This window comes from Paenibacillus hunanensis, from assembly GCF_014645615.1.
GTDB lineage: Bacteria > Bacillota > Bacilli > Paenibacillales > Paenibacillaceae > Saccharibacillus > Saccharibacillus hunanensis.
Genome location: NZ_BMMB01000003.1, coordinates 542,603 through 568,977, shown reverse-complemented (window position 1 = coordinate 568,977; position 26,375 = coordinate 542,603). Strand labels below are relative to the sequence as shown.

General features: G+C 46.0%; 21 protein-coding genes. 18 read left to right on the top strand and 3 right to left on the bottom strand.

The features are described 5' to 3' along the window. Positions 1 to 341 precede the first annotated feature (341 nt). From IEX62_RS08610 to IEX62_RS08590, 5 genes are all read left to right on the top strand, one after another. Entirely contained in the window at positions 342 to 1,937 is a 1,596-nt protein-coding gene (locus IEX62_RS08610) for an ArnT family glycosyltransferase (protein ID WP_188775011.1), read from the top strand. Then, positions 1,937 to 2,944: a hypothetical protein gene (locus tag IEX62_RS08605; RefSeq protein ID WP_188775010.1), complete on the top strand. Its 1,008-nt coding sequence runs from the start codon at positions 1,937 to 1,939 to the stop codon at positions 2,942 to 2,944. Before IEX62_RS08610 ends, IEX62_RS08605 begins: the two co-directional genes overlap by 1 nt. An 869-nt stretch (positions 2,945 to 3,813) precedes the next feature. After that, positions 3,814 to 5,220 carry an amino acid permease gene (locus tag IEX62_RS08600; RefSeq protein WP_188775009.1) on the top strand — a complete coding sequence of 469 codons (1,407 nt, stop codon included), beginning with the start codon at positions 3,814 to 3,816 and terminating at the stop codon, positions 5,218 to 5,220. A gap of 446 nt (positions 5,221 to 5,666) precedes the next feature. Then, the gene (gene truA / locus IEX62_RS08595; protein WP_188775008.1) at positions 5,667 to 6,422 is read left to right on the top strand and encodes a tRNA pseudouridine(38-40) synthase TruA; all 756 of its coding nucleotides are present in this window, start codon (positions 5,667 to 5,669) and stop codon (positions 6,420 to 6,422) included. Positions 6,423 to 6,609: 187 nt separating this feature from the next. Beyond that, on the top strand, positions 6,610 to 7,230 hold the full coding sequence (locus IEX62_RS08590; protein ID WP_188775007.1) for a hypothetical protein: 621 nt from the start codon (positions 6,610 to 6,612) through the stop codon (positions 7,228 to 7,230). Between the two features lie 157 nt (positions 7,231 to 7,387). On the opposite strand, the gene IEX62_RS08585 is transcribed toward IEX62_RS08590, so the two are convergent. Further along, positions 7,388 to 8,119, bottom strand: a complete 732-nt coding sequence (locus IEX62_RS08585) for an aminoglycoside 3'-phosphotransferase (RefSeq protein WP_188775006.1) — start codon at positions 8,117 to 8,119, stop codon at positions 7,388 to 7,390. Between the two features lie 298 nt (positions 8,120 to 8,417). Between IEX62_RS08585 and IEX62_RS08580 the strand changes: the two genes are divergently transcribed. Next, positions 8,418 to 8,582 (top strand): hypothetical protein, encoded by a 165-nt coding sequence (locus IEX62_RS08580; protein WP_188775005.1) that lies wholly within the window; start codon positions 8,418 to 8,420, stop codon positions 8,580 to 8,582. A 358-nt stretch (positions 8,583 to 8,940) separates the two neighbouring features. Further along, positions 8,941 to 9,837 carry an SDR family oxidoreductase gene (locus IEX62_RS08575; RefSeq protein ID WP_188775004.1) on the top strand — a complete coding sequence of 299 codons (897 nt, stop codon included), beginning with the start codon at positions 8,941 to 8,943 and terminating at the stop codon, positions 9,835 to 9,837. A 211-nt stretch (positions 9,838 to 10,048) separates the two neighbouring features. Here IEX62_RS08575 and IEX62_RS08570 read toward each other — a convergent pair whose 3' ends face one another. Then, complete coding sequence (locus IEX62_RS08570; protein ID WP_188775003.1) at positions 10,049 to 10,537, bottom strand: DinB family protein; 489 nt, start codon at positions 10,535 to 10,537, stop codon at positions 10,049 to 10,051. Positions 10,538 to 10,837: 300 nt separating this feature from the next. Here IEX62_RS08570 and IEX62_RS08565 point away from each other — a divergent pair, with 300 nt between their 5' ends. From IEX62_RS08565 to IEX62_RS08515, 11 genes are all read left to right on the top strand, one after another. Then, on the top strand, positions 10,838 to 11,377 hold the full coding sequence (locus IEX62_RS08565; RefSeq protein ID WP_188775002.1) for a histidine phosphatase family protein: 540 nt from the start codon (positions 10,838 to 10,840) through the stop codon (positions 11,375 to 11,377). A gap of 79 nt (positions 11,378 to 11,456) precedes the next feature. After that, on the top strand, positions 11,457 to 12,560 hold the full coding sequence (locus IEX62_RS08560) for an NADH:flavin oxidoreductase (RefSeq protein WP_188775001.1): 1,104 nt from the start codon (positions 11,457 to 11,459) through the stop codon (positions 12,558 to 12,560). 342 nt (positions 12,561 to 12,902) lie between these two features. Beyond that, complete coding sequence (locus IEX62_RS08555) at positions 12,903 to 14,207, top strand: NAD-dependent epimerase/dehydratase family protein (protein WP_229685683.1); 1,305 nt, start codon at positions 12,903 to 12,905, stop codon at positions 14,205 to 14,207. Between the two features lie 188 nt (positions 14,208 to 14,395). After that, on the top strand, positions 14,396 to 15,052 hold the full coding sequence (locus IEX62_RS08550; RefSeq protein WP_308422635.1) for a M48 family metallopeptidase: 657 nt from the start codon (positions 14,396 to 14,398) through the stop codon (positions 15,050 to 15,052). Between the two features lie 125 nt (positions 15,053 to 15,177). Further along, positions 15,178 to 16,944: a dihydroxyacetone kinase subunit DhaK gene (dhaK, locus tag IEX62_RS08545; protein WP_188774999.1), complete on the top strand. Its 1,767-nt coding sequence runs from the start codon at positions 15,178 to 15,180 to the stop codon at positions 16,942 to 16,944. Between the two features lie 490 nt (positions 16,945 to 17,434). Continuing rightward, a complete protein-coding gene (locus IEX62_RS08540) occupies positions 17,435 to 18,997 on the top strand; it encodes a GGDEF domain-containing protein (protein ID WP_229685682.1) in 1,563 nt (520 codons plus the stop codon). Between the two features lie 400 nt (positions 18,998 to 19,397). Next, on the top strand, positions 19,398 to 20,048 hold the full coding sequence (locus IEX62_RS08535; protein WP_188774997.1) for a TetR/AcrR family transcriptional regulator: 651 nt from the start codon (positions 19,398 to 19,400) through the stop codon (positions 20,046 to 20,048). A gap of 212 nt (positions 20,049 to 20,260) precedes the next feature. Further along, positions 20,261 to 20,914, top strand: coding sequence for an HlyD family secretion protein (locus IEX62_RS08530; RefSeq protein ID WP_188774996.1), 654 nt, complete (start codon positions 20,261 to 20,263; stop codon positions 20,912 to 20,914). Positions 20,915 to 20,932: 18 nt separating this feature from the next. Then, the gene (locus tag IEX62_RS08525) at positions 20,933 to 22,456 is read left to right on the top strand and encodes a DHA2 family efflux MFS transporter permease subunit (RefSeq protein WP_188775075.1); all 1,524 of its coding nucleotides are present in this window, start codon (positions 20,933 to 20,935) and stop codon (positions 22,454 to 22,456) included. Positions 22,457 to 22,516: 60 nt separating this feature from the next. Further along, positions 22,517 to 24,031, top strand: coding sequence for an efflux RND transporter periplasmic adaptor subunit (locus IEX62_RS08520; RefSeq protein ID WP_188774995.1), 1,515 nt, complete (start codon positions 22,517 to 22,519; stop codon positions 24,029 to 24,031). A 307-nt stretch (positions 24,032 to 24,338) separates the two neighbouring features. Next, positions 24,339 to 25,955, top strand: a complete 1,617-nt coding sequence (locus tag IEX62_RS08515) for a sensor domain-containing diguanylate cyclase (protein WP_188774994.1) — start codon at positions 24,339 to 24,341, stop codon at positions 25,953 to 25,955. On the opposite strand, the gene IEX62_RS08510 is transcribed toward IEX62_RS08515, so the two are convergent. Beyond that, entirely contained in the window at positions 25,952 to 26,143 is a 192-nt protein-coding gene (locus IEX62_RS08510) for a hypothetical protein (RefSeq protein ID WP_188774993.1), read from the bottom strand. The two genes, IEX62_RS08515 and IEX62_RS08510, sit on opposite strands and share 4 nt — an antisense overlap. Positions 26,144 to 26,375: the final 232 nt, after the last annotated feature.

Below are 26,375 nucleotides of genomic sequence, written 5' to 3'. Positions count from 1 at the left end.
GTGGAGTCTTCCCGATTCGTCTTGATAACTTTATAAAGTGTCCCTTATAGAATGGGAGAATGCTCTGGATAGTGTTAGAGTGTTCTGCGAGCCCTTCCTATAAGGGACTTTTTGCTGTCTGGATCGTTAAGCCAATACCGCCTGAGCTAGCTAGTGAGAAATTTTATATATTTCTGTGCTGATTTTCAGGCATTTTTCATGTTTGCCCTTTATAATAGCGGCAATAGATCGACAGAGACGAGAGAATAGAAACGATCTGCCCCGATTTTTCCATCTCACATCATGGATATACGGTTCCTTGCACAGCTGGCAAACATTACACTACGCAAAGGGGTTTTTGCATGCAAACCTGGTTTCAGAAAATGCTATATGGGCTGCTTATCTTTTTTACAGCTCTCTTTATCGTGTCCTGCTTTTTTATACGAGCAGAGTATATTTATGCGGTGTATGCGGATAATCCGCTATTGGAGCAGCAGCAGTGGCTGATTTTCCTGCCGCTTATTCTTATTCTAGCGGCTTTAGCCTTTGTGCTATATCGGCTATGCTTGAAGCTGGAGGCTTATCGACCGCGAACGATCATTCCGCTTGTGCTGCTGGGTTCGTTTGTGATTCAGCTGGCGATTATTTTTATTTTCCCGCGTCAGCCGACGGATGACTCGCAGACGGTGCTGGGATTGGCAATGAGTATGCTGTACAACGGGGATTATTCTACCTTCCAGTCGGGCGGATATTTGCACATGTTCCCATTTAACTACTCGATTGTGCTCTATCTGGAAGCATTACTGGCTATTTTCCCGGATAATTATATTGTGATTAAGCTATTTAATATTTTATTTATGCTGCTGACGACCTGCATGATTTATCTGATCTATAAGCAGCTGAATCCGCAGCGTCCGAGTCGAGATTATGGTGTGCTGGTATTTGCAGCGACATTTATTCCAGCACTATTTATGAATAATCTAATCTATAACGATGTGGTAGGAACATCGCTATTAATTAGTGGATTTTATTTTGCGCTACGGTTTATGCGTGAGCAACGGATCAAATATATCGTGTTTGCTGCAATTTTACTGGCATTAGGGAATTATTTGCGTGGGATCGGTGTTATTTTCCTGATTGCCATTGTGATTACGCTGTTGCTGCGCTTGCGTAGCATTGGATGGAAAAAGCTACTGCTCAGCTTCGTGATTCTTGGCGCACTGTTTAATGTGCCGTCATGGACGCAAAATGCCTGGCTTCAGGCAAGTGGCAAAGTGTCTGGCTCTGTGACAGCTAACTCCGCTCCGGTCTATATGTGGCTGAATATGGGGATTAACCTGCAACGCTTTGGCTTCTGGGACAATATGGAGAGCTATATGATCTATCAGCGTGAAGCGGATTATCAGAAGGCAGAGAGTGCGGAGCTATACAAGCAATCGATTGAACAGAAGCTATCCGAGGCTACGCCGCAGCAGCTCGCCGAAATGTATTATAAAAAGCTGATCTGGACATGGACGGAAGGCACCTATCAACTGGAGCGCTATGGAATCGGTACAGATGGCACAGCGCAGGATGGGCTTCGTATGCGTGGCATTATGGGAAGCTATAGCTATACCAATCCGATTACAGAGCTGTTTGCTGGCAATTCCCCTTATCGACTGGGTGTATTATGGATTGCCTATACGGTTAGCTTCCTGATGTATGTGTTTATGCTGATTCGATTGATTACCAGCTTCCGTGCGAAGCGTTATGAAGAAGTATCGTTAGTGCTCGTCATTCTGGGCTTTATTGGCTTCTATCTGTTATGGGAAATCAAGTCGCGTTACGTATTCCCGGTGTATCCGCTTCTTATTGTGTTGTCGTATATGGGCTTCCGCGATGTATACGAATGGCTGCTGCATCGCAAGGGCTGGTCATTTCTTGCTGTAAAGCAGTCGACAAAGAGAGGTGAACAGTAATGTCTATTCATAAAAAGGGTCTATTTTCGATACATTCTAATGAATGCGTGACCTCGACTGAGCAGAAAAGCAGGCATATCAATAAAGATATTCAGCCTGTGCGTTCTGTTATTCATATAGCGCGTCATCGTCGGCGCGTACTGACCACGATGGCCGTTCTACTGGGCAGTGTACTCCTGCTAAGTGCATGTAACCCAATCACTTCGCAAAATATCAAGCTCAGTAGCGCAGCCGCTACAGGCACAGGCGCTGGTATGATGAGACCGATGAACGGCATGCGTGATGCTGGGATGCGCGAGCTAGCCAATCCAGATCTGATCGCGCGGGTCGTAGCGGTGGATGGGAATAAGGTCAAGGTAGAGCTGATGGAATCCAGCACCAGCAAAACAGATGCTTCAACACGAAATACAGATAAGAGTACCACAGATAAAACCACAACGGATAAAACCTCAACAGATAAAGCGGCAACAGACAAAACAGCAACGAATCAGGGCGCAGCAGGCTTACCAGATGCTACTGGAATTGAAAAAGGAACAGGAACGAGTGCAAACGGATCGGATTATACCGCAACAGGTGAGCGAAAGACGATTACACTGTCTGACGAAGTTCAGATTAGCGAAATGTCGACACTGATGGAGCGTTCAGGTCGTGGTGGCGGTATGGATCGAAATGCTGGCGGTACAGGCGGTGGTAATTGGATGGGCGCGGGCTCTCGCTCCGATACACCGAATACAGGCTCTGGACAGCAGGGCAATGCGACAGATCCAGCAGGTAATGGAGCTGGTGGGATGAACGGTAATGGTAGCCCGGCTATGCCTGGCGATCCGACTGGTGCAGGAAGTACGCCAGGTGATCGTTCAGCGTCCGATTCTACAACACGTGAACGTGGCACAGGCGGCGATACTGCAACAACTCAGGCAGAACTCCAAGCAGGCGATATCGTAATGATATGGTATGAGGAAGGCGAAGCCATCGCCAAGCGCATTGTGATTTTACCAATGCAATGAGTGGGAATGAGTAAGAAGGATGAAGTGCAGTATTGTTCAGTTCTATTCTATGATACACACGGGAATACCGCTTGGAATAGAGATAAACACGTAGGAGCATAAAAGATTGAATTGGATGAATAATCGTAAAAAGAGAAGGGCGCATCTATGGGTGTGTCCTTCTCTTTTTTATTTGATCGTTTAGCTTGATAGCTACCAATCCGCCTATAGACTGAAACCCAACCCAACCCAACCCAACCCAACCCAACCCAACCCAACCCAACCCAACCCAACCCAAAAATACACTTTCTACCAGTGTGGGATCTGACATATCCTAATTCACTGCAAATCGTATGTACAAATACACCATATTATGGATCAAACATAACGCTCTCACATTAAAAACGAACATCACGATGGAAGGTTGTTCATAAGGCGAAGACAGTTTTAGTAAAACGCTTTAATTATCTTTGTCACAATTTGTTCAAAAAGTACGTGTGGAATGGACAAGTTCCTTTCGAAACATACTATTTTAAGCTAAAGATACATTTTCTTTGTAAAGGATGTGGCAATCAAGAACAAAATATAATCCATCGTTCTATGTGGATCAGTCTCTTTTACCCTAAGGTACATAAAAATAAAGAATCATTTTGACTTCATGGATATAAAATGACCGGATATCTAAACTATAGTGACTTATAAAAAGAATAAGGGTTGTCCACTCCATAAAAACAGTGTATGACCTGCTTGTACATCCGTCTCCAGTGGAGTGTTCCGCATACTATTGAAATTACATAATGTTTACATTACACTGGCACAGTGTCGTTCTGCATTACATTAACGCGTTTGATTGTCAGAACGAAAGTTGTTCGTATAAAGGGGAGCTTTTTATGGAGCAAAAGCAATTAAACAGGGGATTAAAATCACGACATATTGAACTGATTGCACTGGGCGGAACGATAGGTGTCGGTCTGTTCATGGGCTCGTCAAGCACAATTCAGTGGGCAGGGCCATCCGTATTGCTAGCTTACTTGCTGGCAGGGGTTATTATGCTTTTTGTCATGCGTATTATGGGGGAAATGCTGATCGTACAGCCGGTCACAGGCTCCTTTGCTACATTCGCTCATCGGTATATCGGGCCGCTGGCTGGCTTTGTGACAGCATGGAGCTACTGGTTTCTATGGGTCACGGTCGGTATGGCAGAAGTTACGGCGATCGGAATCTATGTGAACTACTGGTTCCCGGATATTCCGCAATGGTTGCCCGCTCTTGCAGGGGTAGCGATCATTGCAGCCGCCAATCTGGCAGCGGTGAAGTTCTATGGTGAATTTGAATTCTGGTTTGCGATGATCAAAATTGTCGCGATCGTGTTCATGCTCATACTGGGCACAGCGATGATCTTCTTTGGTCTTGGCAATGGAGGCGTACCGATCGGATTATCGAATCTGTACAGTCATGGCGGATTTTTTGCTGGAGGATTAAAAGGCTTCCTGTTTGCACTCTGTATCGTCACCGCCGCCTATCAGGGCATCGAGATGATCGGAATTACAGCCGGTGAAGCCGAAAATCCAAAGCAAACCTTACGTCGCTCCATTAAAAATATTATTTGGCGTATCCTGATCTTCTACGCAGGTGCCATCTTCGTGATCGTAACGATCTATCCATGGAATGAGGTTGGACAAAATGGTAGCCCATTCGTCCTGACCTTTGCCAAAGTCGGCATCGTAGCCGCCGCAGGCATCATTAACTTTGTCGTGCTGACTGCTGCGATGTCAGGCTGCAACAGTGGGATCTATAGCGCTGGACGTATGCTGTACACACTCGCTGAAAATGGACAGGCACCGAAGTTTTTTGCCAAAGTATCTGCAGATAGTGGAGTACCACGCAACAGTATTATTACGACTATCGCGCTATTGCTGATCGGTGTCCTGTTCAACTATCTGTTCCCGGATTCCAAGCTGTTTCTGTACATCTACAGCGCCAGCATTTTGCCAGGGATGATACCATGGTTCGCTCTGGCAATCAGCCAATTCAAATTCCGTCGTCAAAATCGCGAGGAGCTTAAGGGACACACCTTCAAATCCCTATTCTTCCCGGTCAGCAACTACATCGTTATCATCTATCTGATCTGCGTTCTTTTCGGTATGTGCTTCAATCCCGATACACGCGTCCCACTTATTGTCGGCGCAGTATTTATCGGAATTGTGATTATTGGCTATTTCAGCTTCCGTATCGGCAAAGGCGACAAACGAAATGAACTGACAGAAGCACAGAAAGTAAGCGATCAGAGAAGTTGATGTGAAGCTATTTACTTGAAGTGTATATAAAAAGCTAAAAAAGCTAAAAGAGCTAAAAGGGCTAGTTTAACAAGTCGATTAAACAATCCCTTCTCGTCAACGTTTATTAACTGTATATGCTGCAATTCGCACAGAGCGATGGCAAGGAAATAAGGGAAAAGGCCGCCTTTCGAGCCCGGGAATCTACATTCCTTCCCCATTCATAGATTCCTGGGCTCCACCCAAGGCCGTTCCCTTATTCCTTGCCTGAGCGCTTGGTGCACTCCACTCCAAAACTCGTTTTTAACACCCCACCTCCTATCATTCAAATCCCATTTTTGTTAAGCTAAAAGAAGGCAGTCCACTCCAGGAATTGGCACCTTCGCTCATCGCTATATCATGATCCATACGAGCCTCCAATTCATTTTAGGAACACCGCTTAATTTACCGATTCGGGAGCAATGCAGATGAACAATTACAAATTAACGATTCAGTACGATGGCAACCGCTATAAAGGCTGGCAGCGTCTGGGTGATAGTGACAGTACCATTCAGGGAAAAATTGAAAAAGCGATCTCAGTGCTGATCGGTGAGCAGATCGAGATTATCGGCTCCAGTCGTACGGATGCAGGCGTACATGCGCTACAGCAGGTAGCGAATTTTAAAACCGTTCAAGAGCTAACAACCGAGCGCATTATGAGCTTTTTGAATCATTATTTGCCACCAGATATTAGTGTGATCCAGGTAGAGCAGGTCGATGAGCGTTTTCACGCGCGTTTCCATGCGACCGAGAAGACGTATTTGTATAAAATTTGGAATCGTGAATACAGTCAGCCTTTCCTGCGCAAATACAGTATGCATGTGGTGAAGCCGCTGGATATCGAGAAAATGAAGCAGGCAGCAGCGCATTTTATCGGCGAGCATGACTTTACTGCTTATGCCAATGCCAAATCGAAGAAAAAGGATTCGGTTCGTACCATTCATCAGCTGGAATTGAGTGAACAGGACGGGATGATCGAGCTGCGCGTGACAGGAAACGGCTTCTTATACAATATGGTTCGTAAAATGGTCGGTACACTGATTGCGGTTGGATTAGGTGAAAAGCAACCGAACGATGTTCCCGGCTTCATTCAATCCAAGGATCGTTCGCAAACAGGTGGTATGGCGGATGCGGAAGGTCTATATTTGGAACAAATTCGTTTTAAGAACGAACAAACTGAATGAAATGGATCACATAAAAAAGGCTCCGATAACGGAAAAGAAGGCTCCAGTTACGGAGCCCTTAGCCCTTAGCTTTTAGAAGTGTTCAAATTTTTACCGATTGCTGTGAAGAAACATGCATTCGTTGTAGCTTTTATATACTTCATATTCGTTTGATCTAACTTCCTCTATACATAAGGAGCGATGCCGTATGGATACAAGAACAGTACTGAGCCAGCTGCCTTCCATTGAGCAATGTCAGCACTATTTTCGAGCAGCAGCTATGCTGGATGCGATCATTATGCCGGAATGGGAATATCGGTATTACTCCTACAATGCACACTGGGACAGTGGAGAAGAGATGGCGTCGATGCGAGACGGCGAGGGTGATCATTATTTTGCACTGTTTACAGGTAGCGGCTTGATGATCAAAGCGTTTGAAGGTGGCATTATCCATCCGACTATGCAGCAGGGGATGCAGAGCGTCTCGGAGCAGGTGCCAGAGACGATGCAAGCTTTTCTGAGCGAGCCTGCATTTATTGGAGAGCAGGTAACCTGTCTGCTCTGGCATGAGCGTAAGGAAACTGGCTGGCGTGCTATAGGTGCAGAAGTAGATGCAGGCAGCGAATGGTTTCGTTTATTGCTAGAGGGTGCTGCTTATTATCATGCATGGGCAGAGGAATATTATGAGGTCGAGCTGGATCGTACAGTGATCGAACGAATTTTCCAGCAGGAACCATTAACGCGTGAACTGGCAGAGCAATTGAATGATGAGCTGGAATGGGATGATCTACAGGAGGATATAGCAGAAATTGCGTATCCAATCGCTTGAATGATGATGCTATGCTGGAATATGCCAATCACGACACATAAAGACAAGCTGCGCCTTGAGGACGCGGCTTGTCTTTATATATGTTATTCATTTCATTTTTGTGATTGTGGGGTGCTCAACCATAGGCGAATTACCGATTAAAAAAGCACAATGTCCCTTAAAAATCCAGACTATCAATAATACGGCTGAAATACACGATTCCCTTTTCATCGATATCCTTTCGTCCATAAGCATCTAAGAAATGCTCATGATAGCGATCCGTCTCCAGATTAAATTGCAACGACCATAATCCCCAAGCGAGATCATGATGGCGATCACCAATGCCGCCATCTCCGTTGTCAATAAATCCGCACAGCTCAAAATTATTCATGATGACATTAGGCAGGCAATAATCTCCATGGATAATAACATCATCTACAGGTGTATAGTCGCCGGATGCTTGTAGCTCAGCCTGCATCGCTGGAGAAGCTTCCAGCAGAATGTCGGCACTGCGATGAGCATAAGGACATCCATCGACAGGAATAGTATGCAGTCTGCGTAGATGGTTACCCAGTGCGGCTGCCAGCCGCTCGGGCTGCTGCATAAAGGCATCGGCTACGCCATCCTCACCAGCTACGGCAGTTGTGAGCAGATAATCCTGCTGTTGCTCTGTTGTATATAAGAGTGAAGCGGGTGCAAGCTCATGCTGATGGAGAAATGCATTCATCCGATACTCTCGCTCCAGTGTATGCGCAGCAGCGATTTTTAGAAATAGTCGTTCCGAGCCATCGATCAACAGCGTCTTTGCCTGTGGTGATGAGCTGCTATCATAGATGGTTGCTCCATTGACGTAAGGCAATAATGAGGTGGGTAGTGTGGAGAGGTCGTAGTTCATTTTAGTTTGCTTCATAGTTAAGGCTCCTGTGCAATATGTAATAGGGTAGTGCTGAGATAGGTAGCTTATTCGGTTGAATCTAGTATTGTCTGCTTGAGTATAGCCTATCGACAGCATAATAGATTTTAGTGATTGCAGCAACCACCCGGCCTGATCCGCAATTGCTTTAGCGCTTGCTTGCACCGTGTAAGCAGTCTGCTACAATAATCGCTGCATTCCATATGCTAGGCGATTCATAAGGAATAAAACCGTTTAATAACACTCAAATCACTTAACAACCAGAGGCATAATGCCTGAAAGGGAGCGAGAGGTTATGAACGAAAATCGTAATGTCGATGTCGATAAACGGGAAGTACGTGTAGAGCGCAAATCGGATTCCGGGATGGTCGCTTCGACATTTATCAAATATGCAGCTTATATTATCATTTTGGCGATCGTACTGTGGTTTGTAATCAAGTATCTGCTGCCAATGTTCTAATGAACATCCTGTAGCCTATAGGATGCAAATGAACAAAAGAAGCCCGATCGATAGCAACGGCTAGAGATTGGGCTTTTTGGCGTGTAATTTTGTGGAGATTTTTAGCTACCATATAGAGGGATTTATCACTGTATCAAGCTATATCAATGGGAATGCAAGCGGATTCATTTTGAAATATAAAAGCAATCGAAGTATGGGGATCACAATTTCCTGATCATGATATGCCCATTCTTCGTGGAGTGAACAATAGAGCAGGCTCGTTTGAACTGTACAAAACCCGGTTACATAAAAAGAGTTGGGATTGATGCAAGAAAAGAACAGCATGTACACATCCATCTATATGAGGAGGATATTCATCATGGCAGATCAATACACAATGCAAGATCCGACAAAGCAATTTACAAAGGCAGGCCCAGAATTCAAGCAGCAGCAACCCGAACCGGGCTTGCAGACCAAAATGACACCTGTACCGGATTGCGGCGAAGAATCGTATCGTGGCACAGGCAGACTTCAAGGTCGCAAAGCGATTGTAACGGGCGCAGATAGCGGAATCGGACGCGCGGCAGCGATTGCTTATGCACGCGAAGGCGCAGATGTGGTACTGGCGTATCTTCCGGAGGAGGAAGACGATGCACGTGAAGTTGTGAAGCTGATCGAAGCAGAAGGCCGCAAGGCTGTCGCTGTACCAGGCGATCTGAAGGATGAGCAATATTGCATTGAGCTGGTGGAGACAGCGGTTCGTGAGCTGGGCGGTATTGATATTCTGGCTAACGTTGCTGGTAAGCAGCAATATGTGGAGGATATCGCCGATCTGACGACAGAGCAATTTGATCATACATTTAAAACGAATGTATATGGACTATTCTGGGTGTGCAAAGCTGCGATCCCACATATGAAGCCGGGCAGCAGCATTGTAAATACCTCGTCCATTCAGGCATATAGCCCATCTGAAATTTTGCTGGACTATGCGACAACGAAGTCTGCGATCAACACATTCAGTAAAGCGCTGGCTCAGCAGGTAGCACCAAAAGGGATCCGCGTTAACGTGGTTGCACCGGGTCCAATCTGGACACCACTGCAAATCGTTGGCGGACAGCCTGCGGATGTATTGCCGGAGTTTGGCGAACAGACACCACTTGGTCGTCCAGGTCAGCCCGTTGAAATGGCTTCCGCTTATGTCTACCTGGCAAGTCAGGAATCGAGCTATGTGAGTGGCGAGACACTGAATGCCAATGGCGGTATGCCAACACCGTAAGGATTATAGTCATTAGCGATTCTATTCGTCGTTGCTTGTGTTGATGCTTATGATCACAGATAAATGAGCGAGGATCATCTGAATCCATCGCACTACGACAAAATAGGATGCTGAGTGCTTGTATACAAGACGATTCTATCGTCGCTTGATAAGCCCGGATAGGTAGCAGCAGTAGCTACGCCTATCCGGGCTTTTTTTGGTATGAGCCCCTTTAATCCTGTATTCCCAATACATCCGTATTTGGAGGTGTATAGCCCATTTGGCGCGCCATAGCCATAATTTGGCCTTTATGATGAAATTCATGTGTTATGGTATGTACGAGCAATTTGGCAGGCGTCATGGAGATTTCTTCTCCGCCTGCTCTCCATGGGATTTGTCTTTGAATCGGTTCATTCATTTGATCGTTTAGTTTTTCAAATACTTCAGTTACATAACGATCAACCTGGAAAAAGCGTTCTTTGATTGTCGCTAAATCGATTGTGGCTAGTTCATCTCTGGGTGTAATCGGTGTTTTCGTTTGTAATAAAATATATGAACCTAGCCAGGCATGATAACAATCTGCGATATGGATTAATGTATCTCTAATACTGTCAAAACCAAATCCGTGTTGACGAGTAAAATCTTGCGGACTTAGTTCACCACAAAAATCAAGTAAAATCGTTCTAGTCTTTTTGATCCATTCATATTCATATTGATCCATCGTGTTTCCTCCAAATCCAGATGATAGCAGTATATGGATTGTTCTAAAGTCTATTGCATGCATATAAACTATTATTTCTATTTGATCATAGCGTACTTTTTTGTGATATAAAAGTTATTCTATATTGTAGGATGTTGTTCATCATGACATTCAACTATGGTATGCGCTGACTAATCAGGTATGACCTTGACATTAGATTTTTGCTTTATTTACAGTTAAGCTATAGAGATTAGAAAAATTCAGCAGTTCTTTTAAGCTATAAGCAAGTAACACCTTCAATTCAGAAAGGAGTACACGATCATGAAGGAGCTGTACATTATTCGCCACTGTCAGGCTACAGGACAGGAGCCCCATGCACCATTAACAGAGCTAGGACACCAGCAAGCACAGCGACTTGCTACGCAGTTATCGACCATTCCGCTCGATACAATCGTGTCCAGTCCATATCTGCGAGCGATGGATACCGTCGCGCCGCTAGCACAGCAATTCAATTTACCTGTACATAAGGATGAACGCTTAATTGAACGTGTACTATGCGATACAAATGAACCGAATTGGCGTAATATGCTGCGACAAACGTATGATGATATGGAGCTTTGCTATCAGGGAGGCGAATCGAGTCGGCAGGCAACAGCGCGCGCTATGGCAGTTATACATGAGCTACAGGCAGGCGATGCTCAATATGCTGCTCTCGTTTCACATGGGAATCTCATCTCATTGCTGCTACGTGCCTATGATGAACGGATCGGCTTTACAGAATGGGAGCAGCTAACGAATCCGGATGTGTATCGATTAACATTGGATGAAACAGAAGTGATGATGAAGCGAGTACCCGTTTGATTTCAATAGTCTGCTATGTTAAAGTAGTGCCGTTACGAATAATAATCAAATAGTACATCATATACGAGGAGGCTCCTTTATGAATACTACACCTTTGTTCCAACCTTTTCACAGTGATAAGCTGAAGCTTGATAATCGGGTCGTGATGGCACCGATGACACGTGGGTTCTCTCCAGGTAATGTTCCGGGCGACGATGTGGCTGAGTATTATCGCCGCCGTGCTGCTGGTGGGGTAGGGCTGATCGTGACTGAAGGTACGGGAATTGATCATCCGGCATCGATTAGTGGGGCAAGCATTCCTGTCTTTCATGGTGAGGAAGCGCTTGCTGGCTGGAAAAAGGTTGTCGATGCGGTTCATGCCGAGGGCGGTAAAATTGCACCTCAGCTATGGCATGTAGGTATGGCGCGTAAAGTTGGAGATGAGCCGAATGTACAAGCCCAGCCGGTAGGCCCTTCCGGTCTAAACTTGAAAGGTGAAAAGGTCGGTGAGCCATTGACCGAGAGCGAGATTGCGGATCTGATTCAAGCGTATGCACAGGCGGCTTCTGATGCGAAAAAGCTTGGCTTTGATGCGATTGAGCTGCATGGTGCGCATGGTTATCTGATTGACCAGTTCCTATGGGAAGGAACGAATCAGCGTACGGATCGCTATGGCGGTGATCTGGCAGGTCGTGCTACCTTTGCTGTGGAGGTTGTTCGCGCTTGCCGTGCAGCCGTAGGGGAAGACTATCCGATTATTTTCCGCTATTCTCAATGGAAAATGTACGACTATAAGGCACGTCTTGCGCAGACACCGGAGGAGCTGGAGCAATTGCTCGGTCTGCTCGTGGATGCAGGTGTAGATATTTTCCATGCGTCTACTCGTCGTTTCTGGGAACCGGAATTTGAAGGCTCCGAGCTGAATCTGGCAGGCTGGACACAGAAGCTGACCGGCAAGCCAACGATCTCCGTCGGTTCAGTTGGATTACAGGCTGAATTCACACCTGGCGCCAATCAGGTGGAGGAGACGGATCCAACAGCGCATCTGGATGAGCTGATTCATAAGCTGGAGCAAAATGAGTTCGATCTGATTGCTATTGGTCGTGCACTGCTCAGCGATCCAGAATGGCCAAACAAAATTCGTGATCAGCGTAGTAACGATATCCAGATGTTCAGTCGTGAGGCATTAGAAACGCTCGTATAAATCATATAAGCAGCGTTCATCCATAGTAAGGCTTGATGTTGGAAACAGGATACGTTAACAAAATGTTGATTTTACGACAATCATGATATCAACTAAGCGCACAGTGTGCTTTTAAGCGTACAGTGCGTTTTGAATCGAATGATCATTGAACAGCCAGCGTGCAGAATGAGGAGACTACCTATTCTGTACGCTGGCTTATTTTACATAAAATAGGGCTAGCGCTTACGACTCCGTTGACAGTGTACCCTTATAATCGAGATGGGTCTGCTGTTCGGCATACAGATGGAGGAAAGCATGAGCTATGAACGAACAGCGTCACATTACGGAAAAGGTGGGTTTCTATTGAATACTACATCTGGACAAGCCTGGAGCGGACAGCAGAAGAAGATTTTCGTATTGGGTGGAGATGGTTTTTGTGGCTGGCCAACGAGTCTGCATCTGTCCCGTCTCGGTCATCATGTGACCATTATCGATAATTTGTCCCGCCGTAATATTGATATTGAACTGGAAGCAGAGTCGCTAACACCGATACAGCCAATTGGTATCCGTTTGGATGTATGGGAGCAGCGGAGTGGACAACGAATCCATTTTGAACGACTTGATCTGGCGCTGGAATATGAACGTCTTTTGCAGCTGATCGTCAAGGAAAAGCCCGATGCAATTATCCACTTTGCCGAGCAACGTTCTGCACCATATTCGATGAAGTCCTCCCGTCACAAGCGTTATACCGTAAACAATAATCTGAATGCGACCCATAATGTGTTATGCGCTATCGCTGAGTCTGGACTGGATATTCATCTATTGCATCTCGGTACGATGGGAGTGTACGGCTATGGAACGTCTGGTATGAAAATTCCTGAGGGCTATCTCGATATCGAGGTGCTAACCGAGCAGGGCGAACGTGTACAGCAGCAGATTCTCTATCCAACCAATCCAGGCTCGATTTATCATATGACCAAATCACAGGATCAGCTGCTATTTCACTACTATAATAAAAATGACGGACTGCGTATCACCGATCTACATCAGGGGATCGTCTGGGGTACGAATACGCATGAAACGATGCTGGATGAGCGGCTGATCAATCGGTTTGATTATGATGGTGATTATGGAACTGTGCTGAATCGCTTCCTCATGCAGGCAGCGGTGGGGCATCCGATTGTAGTACACGGCACAGGCGGACAAACCCGTGCCTTCATTCACATTCAGGATACGGTTCGTTGTGTACAGCTTGCACTGGAGCATTCTCCCGTCTATGGGGATCGCGTAATGATCTTCAACCAGATGACGGAAACCCACCGTATTTGCGACCTGGCAGCACTCGTCAGCCATCTGACCGGCGCAGAAATCGCTTATGTATCCAACCCTCGTAAGGAAGCAGAGGAAAATGATCTGCACGTACGAAACGAATTATTCCTATCGCATGGACTGCAACCGATTAAGCTAAATGAAGGCTTATTACAGGAAGTTACCCGTATCGCCAAAGGCTATGCCCACCGTGCCGATTGGAGCAAAATTCCAGCCCGTAGCACGTGGACACGTAACCAGCAGCCGGGCATTCCGACATCGGCTACAGCAGCTACACCAAGCTTATCGACTTCATCCACCAAGCCAACTATCGATAAAGAAGAACAGCCCGTACATTAAGGCAGACAAAGAGGCATCCTTATTCGCGATTAGGCGAGTCAGGATGCCTTTTATTGTTCGTCTTATGTATAGCCAGATTACATTTTTATCGAAATGGATGGATGCTCCTTACCGTCGCCTATTCTACCGACCATGCTATAATCAAATCATCGATCAATCCCTATTGAACTCAAGGAGACCCTTCAACAATGATGAACATCCCCATCGGCGATACAACAATCGCCTGTCATGTAGAATATTCGCGCCGCGGTAAAGTGTCGATCCAGATGGAAAGTAATGGACTGCTCACTGTCAAAGCGCCCAACGGTACAACCGAAGCAGACATTATCCGCCTCGTTCAGCGCCATAGTCAATGGATCACCGAGCAGCAACAGCGTCTTGCTAATCGACGTGTATTGCCAGAAACAAGGGAGTACGATGATTATGGCACCTTTATGCTGCTAGGCAAGGAGCAGCCGCTCCAGCAGCTAATCGATGTAACGGATGGGGATGAAGAGGAGCTACGCGCACGACTTAAACGATATTATTTTACGACATGCAAGCGTGTCATTCAGGAGCGTATCGTCCCGTATCAGCAACAGCTTCGTGTGAAGCCGGCTAGCATTGAGATTGTAGAATCGACGACACGCTGGGGAAGCTGTAGCTCTACGAAGAAGCTCACCTTCAATTATCGTCTGGCGATGGCACCTGTCGAGGTGATCGATTATGTCATTGTGCATGAGCTATGCCATCTGCTGCATATGAATCATGATCGCTCCTTCTGGCGTAAGGTGGGCAGCTTGATGCCTGATTATAAGGAGAAGGAGCAGTATTTAGCCCACTATGGGCGTTATATGACGCTATAATACGAATATTGAGCGGGACTGAGCAAGTACCCACCGCTGCTACGACTGATTAAAGCGACCATCAATATGGTTAACTACGGGATGTAACCGAACGATCCTATACCTTGTGAACAGGAGGAAGACGGATGAAAAAAGTAATGAATCGTGCAGAGGACATGGTACTGGAAATGGCGAAGGGCATGGTGCTTGCTCACCCTGAGCTGGAGCTGATCCCCAAGTATAAGATTATTAAAAGCAAGCATATCGATCCGAATAAAGTGGCACTCATTAGTGGTGGCGGTAGTGGACATGAACCGGCACATGCAGGCTATATTGGTAAGGGTATGCTGGATGCTGCGGTGTGTGGAGATATTTTCGCCTCACCATCTCAGATTCAGGTGTATCAGGCAATCAAGGCAACCGCTGGCGACAAGGGCGCCTTATTAATTATTAAAAACTACAGCGGCGACATGATGAACTTCAAAAATGCCGCCCATCTGGCGAGCGAGGATGGGATCAAGGTTGATTATGTAAAGGTCGATGATGATATTGCGGTGGAGGATAGCCTGTATACGGTCGGACGCCGTGGTGTAGCTGGAACTGTGCTGGTACATAAAATTGCAGGAGCAGCCGCAGCGGAAGGACGTGATCTACAGGGCGTTAAGGCAGCCGCGGAAAAGGCTGCTGCACATGTACGGAGCATCGGCTTTGCGCTTACTTCCTGTACCGTGCCTGCCAAAGGAACCCCAACCTTTGCACTCGGTGAGGGTGAAATGGAATACGGCGTTGGCATTCATGGCGAGCCGGGGATGGAGCGCGTGGAGCTAACCACGGCGGATGAGCTTGCCCATCGTATGATTGCCGATCTGCTACGGGATATGAAGCTGGAAAGCAATAATACCGAGGTGGCTGTACTGATCAATGGCTTTGGAGGAACACCACAGCAGGAGCTCTATCTTTTTCATCATGCGGTGAGTCGTGAGCTATTCGAGCAAGGTATCGCTGTAAACCGTAGCTTTGTCGGTAATTATATGACTAGCATTGATATGGCAGGATTATCGGTGACCCTGATGAAGCTGGATGATGAGCTCAAGGAGCTGCTATCTCGTGAGAGCGATACACCTGCATTTAAAGTTTCTGGGCCGGTCGAGCCGATTCCATATCAAGCGATGACAGAGGATGACGAGCAACAGGGCGATGTATCCTATACCGTAGAGACAGATGAAGCGGCAGCGACCGTGAATAACGAGACGATTACGCTGGATAATTTAGTCTATCTAGTGGATCGTATGAGCGAAGTCATTATTGAAAATGAAGTACCATTTTGTGAGCTGGATTCGCATGCAGGTGATGGTGACTTCGGTATGAGCGTTGCGAAGGGCTTCCGTCAGTTGAAGCGTGAGTGGAAGACGATTCTGGCACATGAGCCGCTTACGATGGGAAGTTTCCTGCATGATGTATCTCTGATTATTATGGAATCATGTGGTGGTGCGTCCGGGCCAATCTGGGGCTCGGCATTCCGAGCAGCAGGCAAAGAAGCAGGTGATCGTACCGAGGTGACGGTGGCTGAATTTGCTGGAATGCTGCAAGCGGCAGTCGCAGGAATTCAATCGACAGGCGAGCGTTCCTTTGGACGCGGCGCAGTAGTAGGCGATAAGACATTGATCGATGCGCTTGTTCCCTGTGCGGATAGCTGGACAGCCAGTGCAGAGACTGGAGACGATGTAGTGACTGCATTCCGTAAAGGAGCAGAGGCAGCCGTTCAGGGAGCGAAGAGCACAGCCGATATTGTGGCACGGATGGGCCGAGCAGGAGCAGTCGGTGAGCGGAGTCTTGGTTATCCAGATGCTGGTGCACACGCGCTGGGTGTTATTTTCACAGCGCTATCGGATAGCCTGCATCAAGGGAACTAATCTAAAGCGGAGTATGAATGGATTCAGTCGGTTATCACGAAATTGGATGCTAGGACACGATGAGCAGCATAGGCATGTCTCCAGTCCATCCTTTATTAAATAATATCAAATAAGTAATACCATATTAATTACCACAAAATTCTTATAAATTAATTATATGTAAGATAAATAATTTATTTACAACCACCTATTTCTCTTCTAGAGTAGAGAAATAGGTGGCCTTTGTTATAAGGTGATAGGTAATGAAAGCGTTTATTTGCTAATCAGAGATATGAAAATGGAAAGTTTACATAAAAAATATCTTAAAATTCGTCATTTTTCGCTAATTTCTGTTGTCAAACGGTGTTCATTTTCTTACGATAGGAATACTGGAAACTTATACTGATCTAGCTACGAGTGGCATCAACCAAGGTGTGAATCGGAAAGTGGTATAGGCTTTACGTGGAACCTACCCGAACTGGAAAGGACATTGCCGATGAGCGCACTTTTTATGGATTTTTTAACAATCCAGTTGCCCACCTACTTTTTCTTCTATATGGCAATCACGTTGATCTATCGTAATCGACGCAGCATGATTAATCGCGTCGCCGCATTGCTAATGGGGTCACTCGTGCTTTATTTTATGTTTGAATATTTGAAAACATCGCTGCTGCCCGAATATCAGATGCAGCTTGTTTTATATGGAAGCTCGCCATCGTTACTGCTGTTTATTAGTACACTTGTTCATCTGTGTATCTTATTCGGTGGAGAAGTGACGCGCTCCTTTAAAAAGGTATTGCCGCTCGTCTATGTGACACCTTATATGCTATGGCTATGGTTTATGGTCACATGGGATCACAGTGTGCTGTACGATGTGCATGTAACGGATGGACGCAGCCCACTACATCCAACGTATTTGCTCGTCACGATTGTATTTGTGATCGGGTATATTTTGCTGTCCGTCGTATTGCTCGCCTGGGGCTGGTTACGTACCAGGGAGCGCAGACAGCGTGTTATTTTGCGTTCATTACTGGCAAGCGGATTGATGTTATTTGGTAGCTTTGCGCTTATCACCACATTGCTGCAAGCAGGCATTATCGTGACCCGTGTATCGATGATTTGTTATTTTATCGGGTATCTGATCTGGGCGATGAGACTGCGTCACTTAATTGGAAAGTACAATATTATGCCGGATTATCGTAAGCTGTTTCAGGTGTTGTTCGAGACGGCGCCGAATGCTATTTTGCTATTGGATGCACAGGGAAGAATCAAGGAAATGAATCCGCGTGCGCAGAGCTGGTTTGAAGGCATTCCATCTGAGGAGATTCCAGAGCATTTTGAGTTCAAGCAGGTAAAGGGCTTGCAGGGCTTGCTCGCTTCTTATGCTGATCAGCCGGGGAAGGAATCGCACTGGGAGGTGCGTATGAACGATTCGCGTAAGGAGCATCTGGATCTGATCGTAGGTATTGATCGGATTGAAGGGGCGAATGAAGATCTGTTTGTGCTGCATCTCACCAATGTGACCTCGCTCAAAAATACGGAGCGAAGATTGATGGAATCGGAGCAAAGCTACAAGCACAGCGCATATCATGATGCATTGACTGGATTATATAATCGCACTGCACTGGAAGAAGAGCTGCGTGTACGAACAGCGGCAGCTGATCCGTTTGCTGTAATTATGATTGATCTGAATCATTTCAAGCCGATTAATGATACGTATGGACATGCTGTAGGTGATATGTATTTGAAGTTTATTGCTGAATTACTGCAAGGCTTAATGCATAAGCCAGGTGATACGGTAGGACGAATTGGTGGAGATGAGTTCATTTTACTGCTTAGTATTACAGATCGTGCAGGTGCCGCTGAGCTGGTGGAGAACCGGCTGACATTGCTGGACGATCAGATTTTCTGGTATGGAGATCGGGATATTACGGTATCCTTCGCCGCAGGCATGAGTGTGTATACCGCTAATGGTGAAAATGGTAATACCCTGCTGCGATTGGCAGATGAGGATATGTACCGCCGGAAACGGGAGCAACGGCAAAAGCGCGAGCTTTTAATTCGAGAGCTATAGAATACTAAAGGTCTAAAGCTTCGAAATAACGAAACGTTGAATGGCAAAGCACGAATGATTAGAACGTAAACGTCAGCAGGTATACAAGCAGTCACGAACTACAAAGTCAATATAGTCAGGTCTGTAGCCTCGTTCCTTCATGAACAAGCATACAGGCCTATTTTGCATTTCAAGAGAGCAATTATAGTAGTAGAGTCCATTGCAACTAACAACAGTTTGGAACGAAATATGTATAAATTTTAATAATAAGATTGACACATGACACCGTGTCACATATAATTCTCTATGTAACTTTTGACAACAAATCAAGCCTGCCTACACTAAGAGCCACATTTTATTCGTGCTAGCATCCCAACATCAATCAAAAGCCCGAGGTTGCAGGGGGTAATGGAGTGAATGTATGCCAACGAAAACCTTTTTTAACCTGCCGGGGGAAAAGCGGCAAAACTTGATTGATGCAGCGTTACGTGAATTTTCACGCGCTTCGCTTGCAGATGCGTCGATCGCGAATATCATCAAGGATGCTTGCATTCCGAGGGGCAGCTTTTATCAGTATTTTGAGGATAAGGCCGATTTGTTTTTCTACATTCTGGAGGAGCACAGCGCTAGAAATCGCGAGCAAATGATGTCGCTGGCGATTAAGCATCAAGGCGATCTGTTCACCTCATCGGCAGAATTTTTTGAGAGCTCGCTGCATCGTTTTATTCATGACGAGCAGGGGGCGAATCGCGAGTTTGCACGCAATATTTTCCTGAACATGAATTATAAGATTGAGTACAAGCTGATCCTTGATGTGAAAAATCCCACGACCAGAGAACGGATTCGCGAGTTTTATCGCAACTATATGGGTGTGATCGATACAAGCGGTCTGAACATCCATAGTGAGGAAGAGCTACTGCACTTGATCAAAATTTTGCGTGCGATATTGATCCAGAACTTTATTCAGTTTTTCGCCGGAGAAGCGGATGAGCAAGAGGTACTGCATAACTTCAGGCTGGAGCTGGAATTGTTAAAAAGAGGCTTATATACCTCTAGGAGTCATGAAACGTAAGGAGCGAAAGACCGGCGGCTAGTGCGTGCGATCCAAGCGCCCCCTAACTGCGATGTGTCTGCCAACAGTTCCTTGCTTTTTTTGTGCCTGATCTCTCGAAGTTGAGAAATTGGCATTGTATTATTTTGTGCAACTATCTATATGTAAAGTTGCGAAAGGATTATCGTTTTACCGATTAGCCCATTTTATTAGAACTGCAGAGGTGGAGTACGTTGAAAAGAAAGATTATTTTGTCGATACTGGTTGTGCTGCTCGTCGTGAGCGGCGGAACAATCGGTTACTACTACTGGTATCAAGGCGCTCATTTTGTGAAAAGTGATGACGCACGCATCACGGCGGATCAATATAAGGTGATGCCGCAAATTACAGCCGAAATTGATCACATCGATGTAGAAGAAGGCGATGTACTGAAACGCAATGAGCCGATTGCCGAGCAAAATGTCTCGGGTCTGGATTCCAGCGTGATCAGCAAATCGGTTCTGCGCGCACCAATCGACGGTACCGTGATCAAAATCTATTCCAAAGAGCATGAAATTGCTTCTCCAAGCTCGGCAGTTGCGATTATGGCAGATATGAAAAATCTCTACGTATCGACCAATATCGAAGAAACCGATATTAACCGCATCAAGCCAGGCGAGCTGGTAGATGTCACACTGGATGCGGATGGCGATCATGTGATTCAAGGTAAAGTACGCAAGGTCGGACAAGCGTCCAACTCTGTATTTGCCTTAATTGCAGCAACTAATACAAGCGGTAACTTTAATAAGGTTACACAGCGCATTCCGGTTGAAATTGCGCTGAACGTGCCAGACGGCATGACGCTGATTCCAGGTACGAACGTTGAAGTTAAAATTCACACATCTTAATTAAAGGAGGGGTCGATGGTGGCTTCCGAAGTTATTGCCGCTGCTCCTCCTGCTGATTCGCCCCGCGAGAAATGGCTTGCCTTTTTCGCCATTGTATTGGGCGCCTTCGTGGCGATCCTGAATAACAGTCTGATCAATGTGGCGATTCCGCAGTTGACGACCGATCTGGGCTCGACTACGTCGCGCATCCAGTGGGTCATTACTGGCTATACACTCGCTTCCGGTATTATCGTACCGATTACGGGATTTATGGAACAGCGCATCGGGTACAAAAAGTTTCTGATTGCCGCACTGAGCGTGTTTACGCTCGGAACCGTTTTTTGTATTTTCGCGTGGAGTGATACATCATTGATCGCTGCACGTATTGTTGCCGGTCTGGGCGGTGGTGTGATTATGCCGCTGAGCATGACGATCGTGTACAAAATCATTCCACGTGAGCAAATCGGGATGGCGCTCGGGATCTGGGGGATTGCCGCTATGGCTGCGCCAGCGATTGGCCCAACACTGAGTGGTTATCTGATCGAATGGTTCGACTGGCGCTTCCTGTTTATCGTCTGCGTACCGGTAGCTCTGTTTGCGATTCTGATGGTCATCCTATTGATCAAAGAACCGCCACCAGGCATCAAGGTGAAGTTCGACCTGCTCGGCTTCCTGCTGGCAGCGACCTGCGCAGGTACACTGCTATACGCACTATCCAGCGGCTCGACCGATGGCTGGGGCTCATTCAAAATTGTTGGACTGTTCTTCATTGCCTTCTGGGCACTCGTCTTCCTCATCTTCGTGGAGAGTGGGCAGGAGAATCCGGTTATCGATATTTCATTATTTAAAAATTATAAATTTGCGATCAGTGTGATCACATCCAGTTTTGTCATGATGGGTCTGTATGGTGGTACATTCCTGTCGCCGCTCTTCCTGCAAAATATTCAGGCGGTATCGCCAGTACACACAGGGATTATCCTATTACCACAGGCGATTGCGATGGCGGTTATGATGCCATTTGCCGGGAAGCTATTTGACAAAATCGGTATCGTGCCAATCGGTCTGGTTGGTCTGACGCTTACTAGTGTGATGACGTATCACCTGCACACTCTGACACCACAAACACCACATCTATGGCTGCAAATTGTGCTGATGTTCCGCGGGATGGGAATCGGGATCTGTATGATGCCACTGTCCACCGTAGGCATGAACGCTGTACCGAAGGAAAAGGTAGGTAAAGCTTCGACCGCATCGAACCTGGTGCGTACCATTGCCGGTTCGATGGCGATTGCGATTCTGACCTTCCTGATGCAAAACCGTACAGCACTGCACAGTCAGCAAATCTCGGAGTCGATTACGCCGGATGCGGCACACTCGTTTCAAGCGATGCTGGGCAGCTCGTGGACATCGACCGTATCAGGTCTGATCACATTAGATGCTTATTCACGCGGCATCGCCGATACATTCCTTGTATCCTCGATCCCGTTGTTCTGCTCGATTCCATTTGTATTCCTGTTCATTACGAGACGTAAAAAGAACGCATTACAGGAAACGAAAGTCTGAGCATTCCTCGCTATAACGAAGCGATGAATCGAAATTCTCATGAAAGAAAGGGAACATGCAATGAAAATCAAAAAATGGGAAGTTACCGCCAGCGCATTACTGCTGAGCTCAGTCATGCTGGCTGGATGCTCCACAGCAGGCAGTGAAGCTGCTCAGGAAATGAGCGTAAATGTAAAGGTCGCTAGTGCTCAACAGGGCATGATCGGTCAGGGCGATATTTATACGGGTACCGTTACACCATCCGAAACGGTAAACATTATGCCAAAAATCTCCGGTAAAGTATCCGCTATTGCCGTTGATGTAGGCACCGAAGTGAAAAAGGGTCAGGTGCTGCTGAAGCTGGAGGATAGCGATATTCGTGACAATCTGGATATCGCCAAATCAAACGTGGATGCTGCTGCCGCAGGCGTGAACACAGCCAAGGATTCTCGCGAAACTGGCATGGTGTCTGCGAACTCCGGTGTCGTTAGCTCCAAAAATGGAATCATCTCGTCGCAGAGCGCAATCACACAGGCAAAGGGTAATATTAACTCTGCTCAAGGCGCAGTTAACCAGGCACAAACTGGCTTAAAGCAAGCACAGACAGCTGTGTCGACAGCAGCGAACACGATCAAGCAAACACAGGAAGCGATGAATACAGCTCAAAAAACATTGACTCGTACGCAATCCCTGTTCGACAATTCGCTCGCTACACAGGCAGAGCTGGAGCAAGCACAGGCGGCTGCGGTGAATGCTAAAACCGCTTATGAAAATGCAGTGAATGCTAAAGCAAATGCGCAGGATCAACTCGCAGGTGCGCAAAAATCACTGCAAACCGCACAAACTGCACTGTCTACAGCAAAAGAAGCTTACACCAATGCAACAAACAGCTATGAAAATGCGAACTCTGGCTATAGCAACGCACAGCGTCAGCTTGAAGTATCTCAGAGTACAGCAGGCATCGAAGCAAGCCAGCAAAAGCTGGAGCAAGCCAAGCTGAATGTACAGATCGCACAAAATGCACTGGGTGATGCAGTAGTTAAATCACCAATTAACGGGATCGTAACGACGAAAAATGCCGAAGTAGGCGAGATGGCAGGCCCATCCGCAGCGTCGATCGTGATCGCTGATCTGAGCACGGTTAATATGCTGATCTACGTACCAGCCAATGAGATTAATCAGGTGAAAACAGGCGATCAGGTGCAGGTACGTGTAGCATCGTCAGATATCGTTACTAACGGTAAAGTAACAAGCATCAGCCCAATGGATTCCAGCGGTAATGGTTATCCGGTAAAAGTTACTGTGTCCAACACAGACGGTAAACTAAAATCCGGTATGCTGGCAGACATTAGCTTTGTAAGCAAGGATGCGAAGCAGGGCTTGATCATACCAAGCAAAGCGATTCAAAAAGACGGCGACAAAAGCTATGTCTATGTAATTGCGAATGGTCATGCCGTGCGCAAGGAAGTAACTGTCGGTTCGGAAGCAGGCTCTGAAGCACTGATTACAGGCGGACTGAAAAGCGGTGATCGTGTAGCCGAAAACAATCTGGCACTGCTGGGGGATAATTCGCCGGTTACAGTGTCTCAATACTAAAATAAAATGCTAAATCGATATAACAGCTCCGGTATTTGATACCGGAGCTGTTGTTGTACATAAAATGGTTACAATATCGTGCTGACTTGCTTTATAATATACGCCATAATAAAGGAATAACGGGTGTTTTACATTATGTGGCTTATAGTACAACCTATAAAGGATTTGCATCCGTGCAGCTTGGCTGATAAAAACATTATAGGATAATGATTACAAATTTGTCTTGCATAACCAATACCTTATAAACTAAGCTAAACAAGCCGATATAAATAAGTAAATCGAAGATATGAAGCAAGGAGAGTATGCGATGCCGTTTTCCTCAAAACGCAAGGCTGGTAAATATAAGCTGTCGACATTAACCTGTGGCCTAGCTTTTTGTGCTTTTTTTCTGATTCTTGCTGCTTGTTTGCTGATTAGTTATGTTAGCCAGAAGGAATCGATTGAACAGCAGACATTAAAGCTCAATGAAATTCACGCAAAGGAATTAAGTAGAATTGCGCAAACCTTAATTTACTCGATGCAATCGTCGCTTGCACGTACTTCAAAATACATAATGGCGAATCAGGATAAAGCGACTGAGGACGCTGGGCAGCAGCTACTGGACTATTTTCGCCAGTCCAATAGCTTTTTTAATGCGGTATTGATAGTGAATGAGGATGGGGTTGTACGGATGGCTTCACCAATGAATAGCTATCAGCGCGGCGTTGTACCTACAACCATCCAAATTGAGACGGCGTTGCACAAGCGAGAAGCTTATATTTCTAAGCCGTATCGAGATACGAATAATCGACTTGTCCTGATGATTAGCTATCCACTGTACACCGATCAGGGGAATTATCGCGGTATGCTAGCAGGGATTTTGTATTTGGAAGAAGCGAATCGTCTGAGTGAACTATTTGGCGAAGGCAGTAAGAAGGAGGACGGCTCCTACTTTTATGTCGTCGATAACGAGGGGAATATTTTATATCATCCTGTCGCCAAACGTATTGGACGGCATCTGACCCAGAATGACAATCCGATTATCGGTGAATTGCAGGATGGGAGAAGTGGAAATCAGCTTGTATTAAATCTGGAGCACAAGGAAATGCTTGCCGGATATGCAGCTATACCAGGGATTCGCTGGGGCATTATTTTTCAGACGCCAGTGTATAATACGACGATCTTTTCAGCCCAGCTCATTAAAAGTATGCTTTTTTATCTGGTGCCTGTTATTATTCTGATGCTAATGATTATTTATCAGCTGTCGCTTCGCCTTTCACGCCCGTTAGAGGAATTAGCTGACTATGCCCATAGTATTGCTGGTGAATCCAAGGGCTCGTTTCGACCGGAGCAAAATATGTGGAACTATGAAGCGCATGAGCTACACTATGCGATTATGACACTGGAGCAGCAAACTCGGGAAAAGGAGCGCAAGCTACAGCAGGAAGCGCATTATGATGCACTGACCGGCGTATTGAATCGCCGCGCTCTGCGAGCGATCATGCAAAACTGGATCGATAATAGCTATCCATTTGCGATCATTATGCTGGATATCGATTATTTTAAAAAGATTAATGATACGTACGGACATACGATGGGTGATGAAATGCTTCGAAGAGTGGCAACGCTAATTGAAGAGCAGATTCAGCCAGCAGATTTGTGCTTTCGATATGGTGGTGAGGAATTTGTGATCCTGTTATTTGAAGCTGATCTGATGATGACAATGAAAACAGCTGAGCAGATACGAAAGGTAGCAGAGCAGTCGCCAACTCCATATGGAGAGCCAGTGACGGTGTCGCTTGGGATGACGCTATACGATGGGGATGAGAGTAGTATGGAGGCGCTATTGGAGCAGGCGGATTCCGCCTTATATGATGCAAAAAAAACCGGCAGAAATCGGATGATCGTCTACGAAGGACTGGATGCCATTTCAGCCGGTGATTAATGAGTTACTGCTGTTTTGATTCGTTTGATTGTCCAATAAGGAAAGGTAAGGTCACCGCAATCGGTATGAATGATGAAAAAGTTCGGATTATCATGAGTTTCACAAATGCCGATATACGTTTCACCGCTGATCAGATGAACATGCAGCGGGGTCTGATTATGCATCGCTTCCTGAATGGCTGGTTTCACTTTACATTCTCCTTACTTGATTGAGTTGGACTATAGCTCTAGTTGCTATTATCGGTTAATACGACAAAATTCTACATTTTTCATCAATAAGAAACACTATTTCCCTGTTTATTACCCGTTTAACGAGATAGTAAACAGGGGTTACTAAATTTTAACTAATTATTTTTACATATAGTTAACAGTGGGCTATATCTCTACTGATGTATGCACCGATCGATATGCATAAACAAAT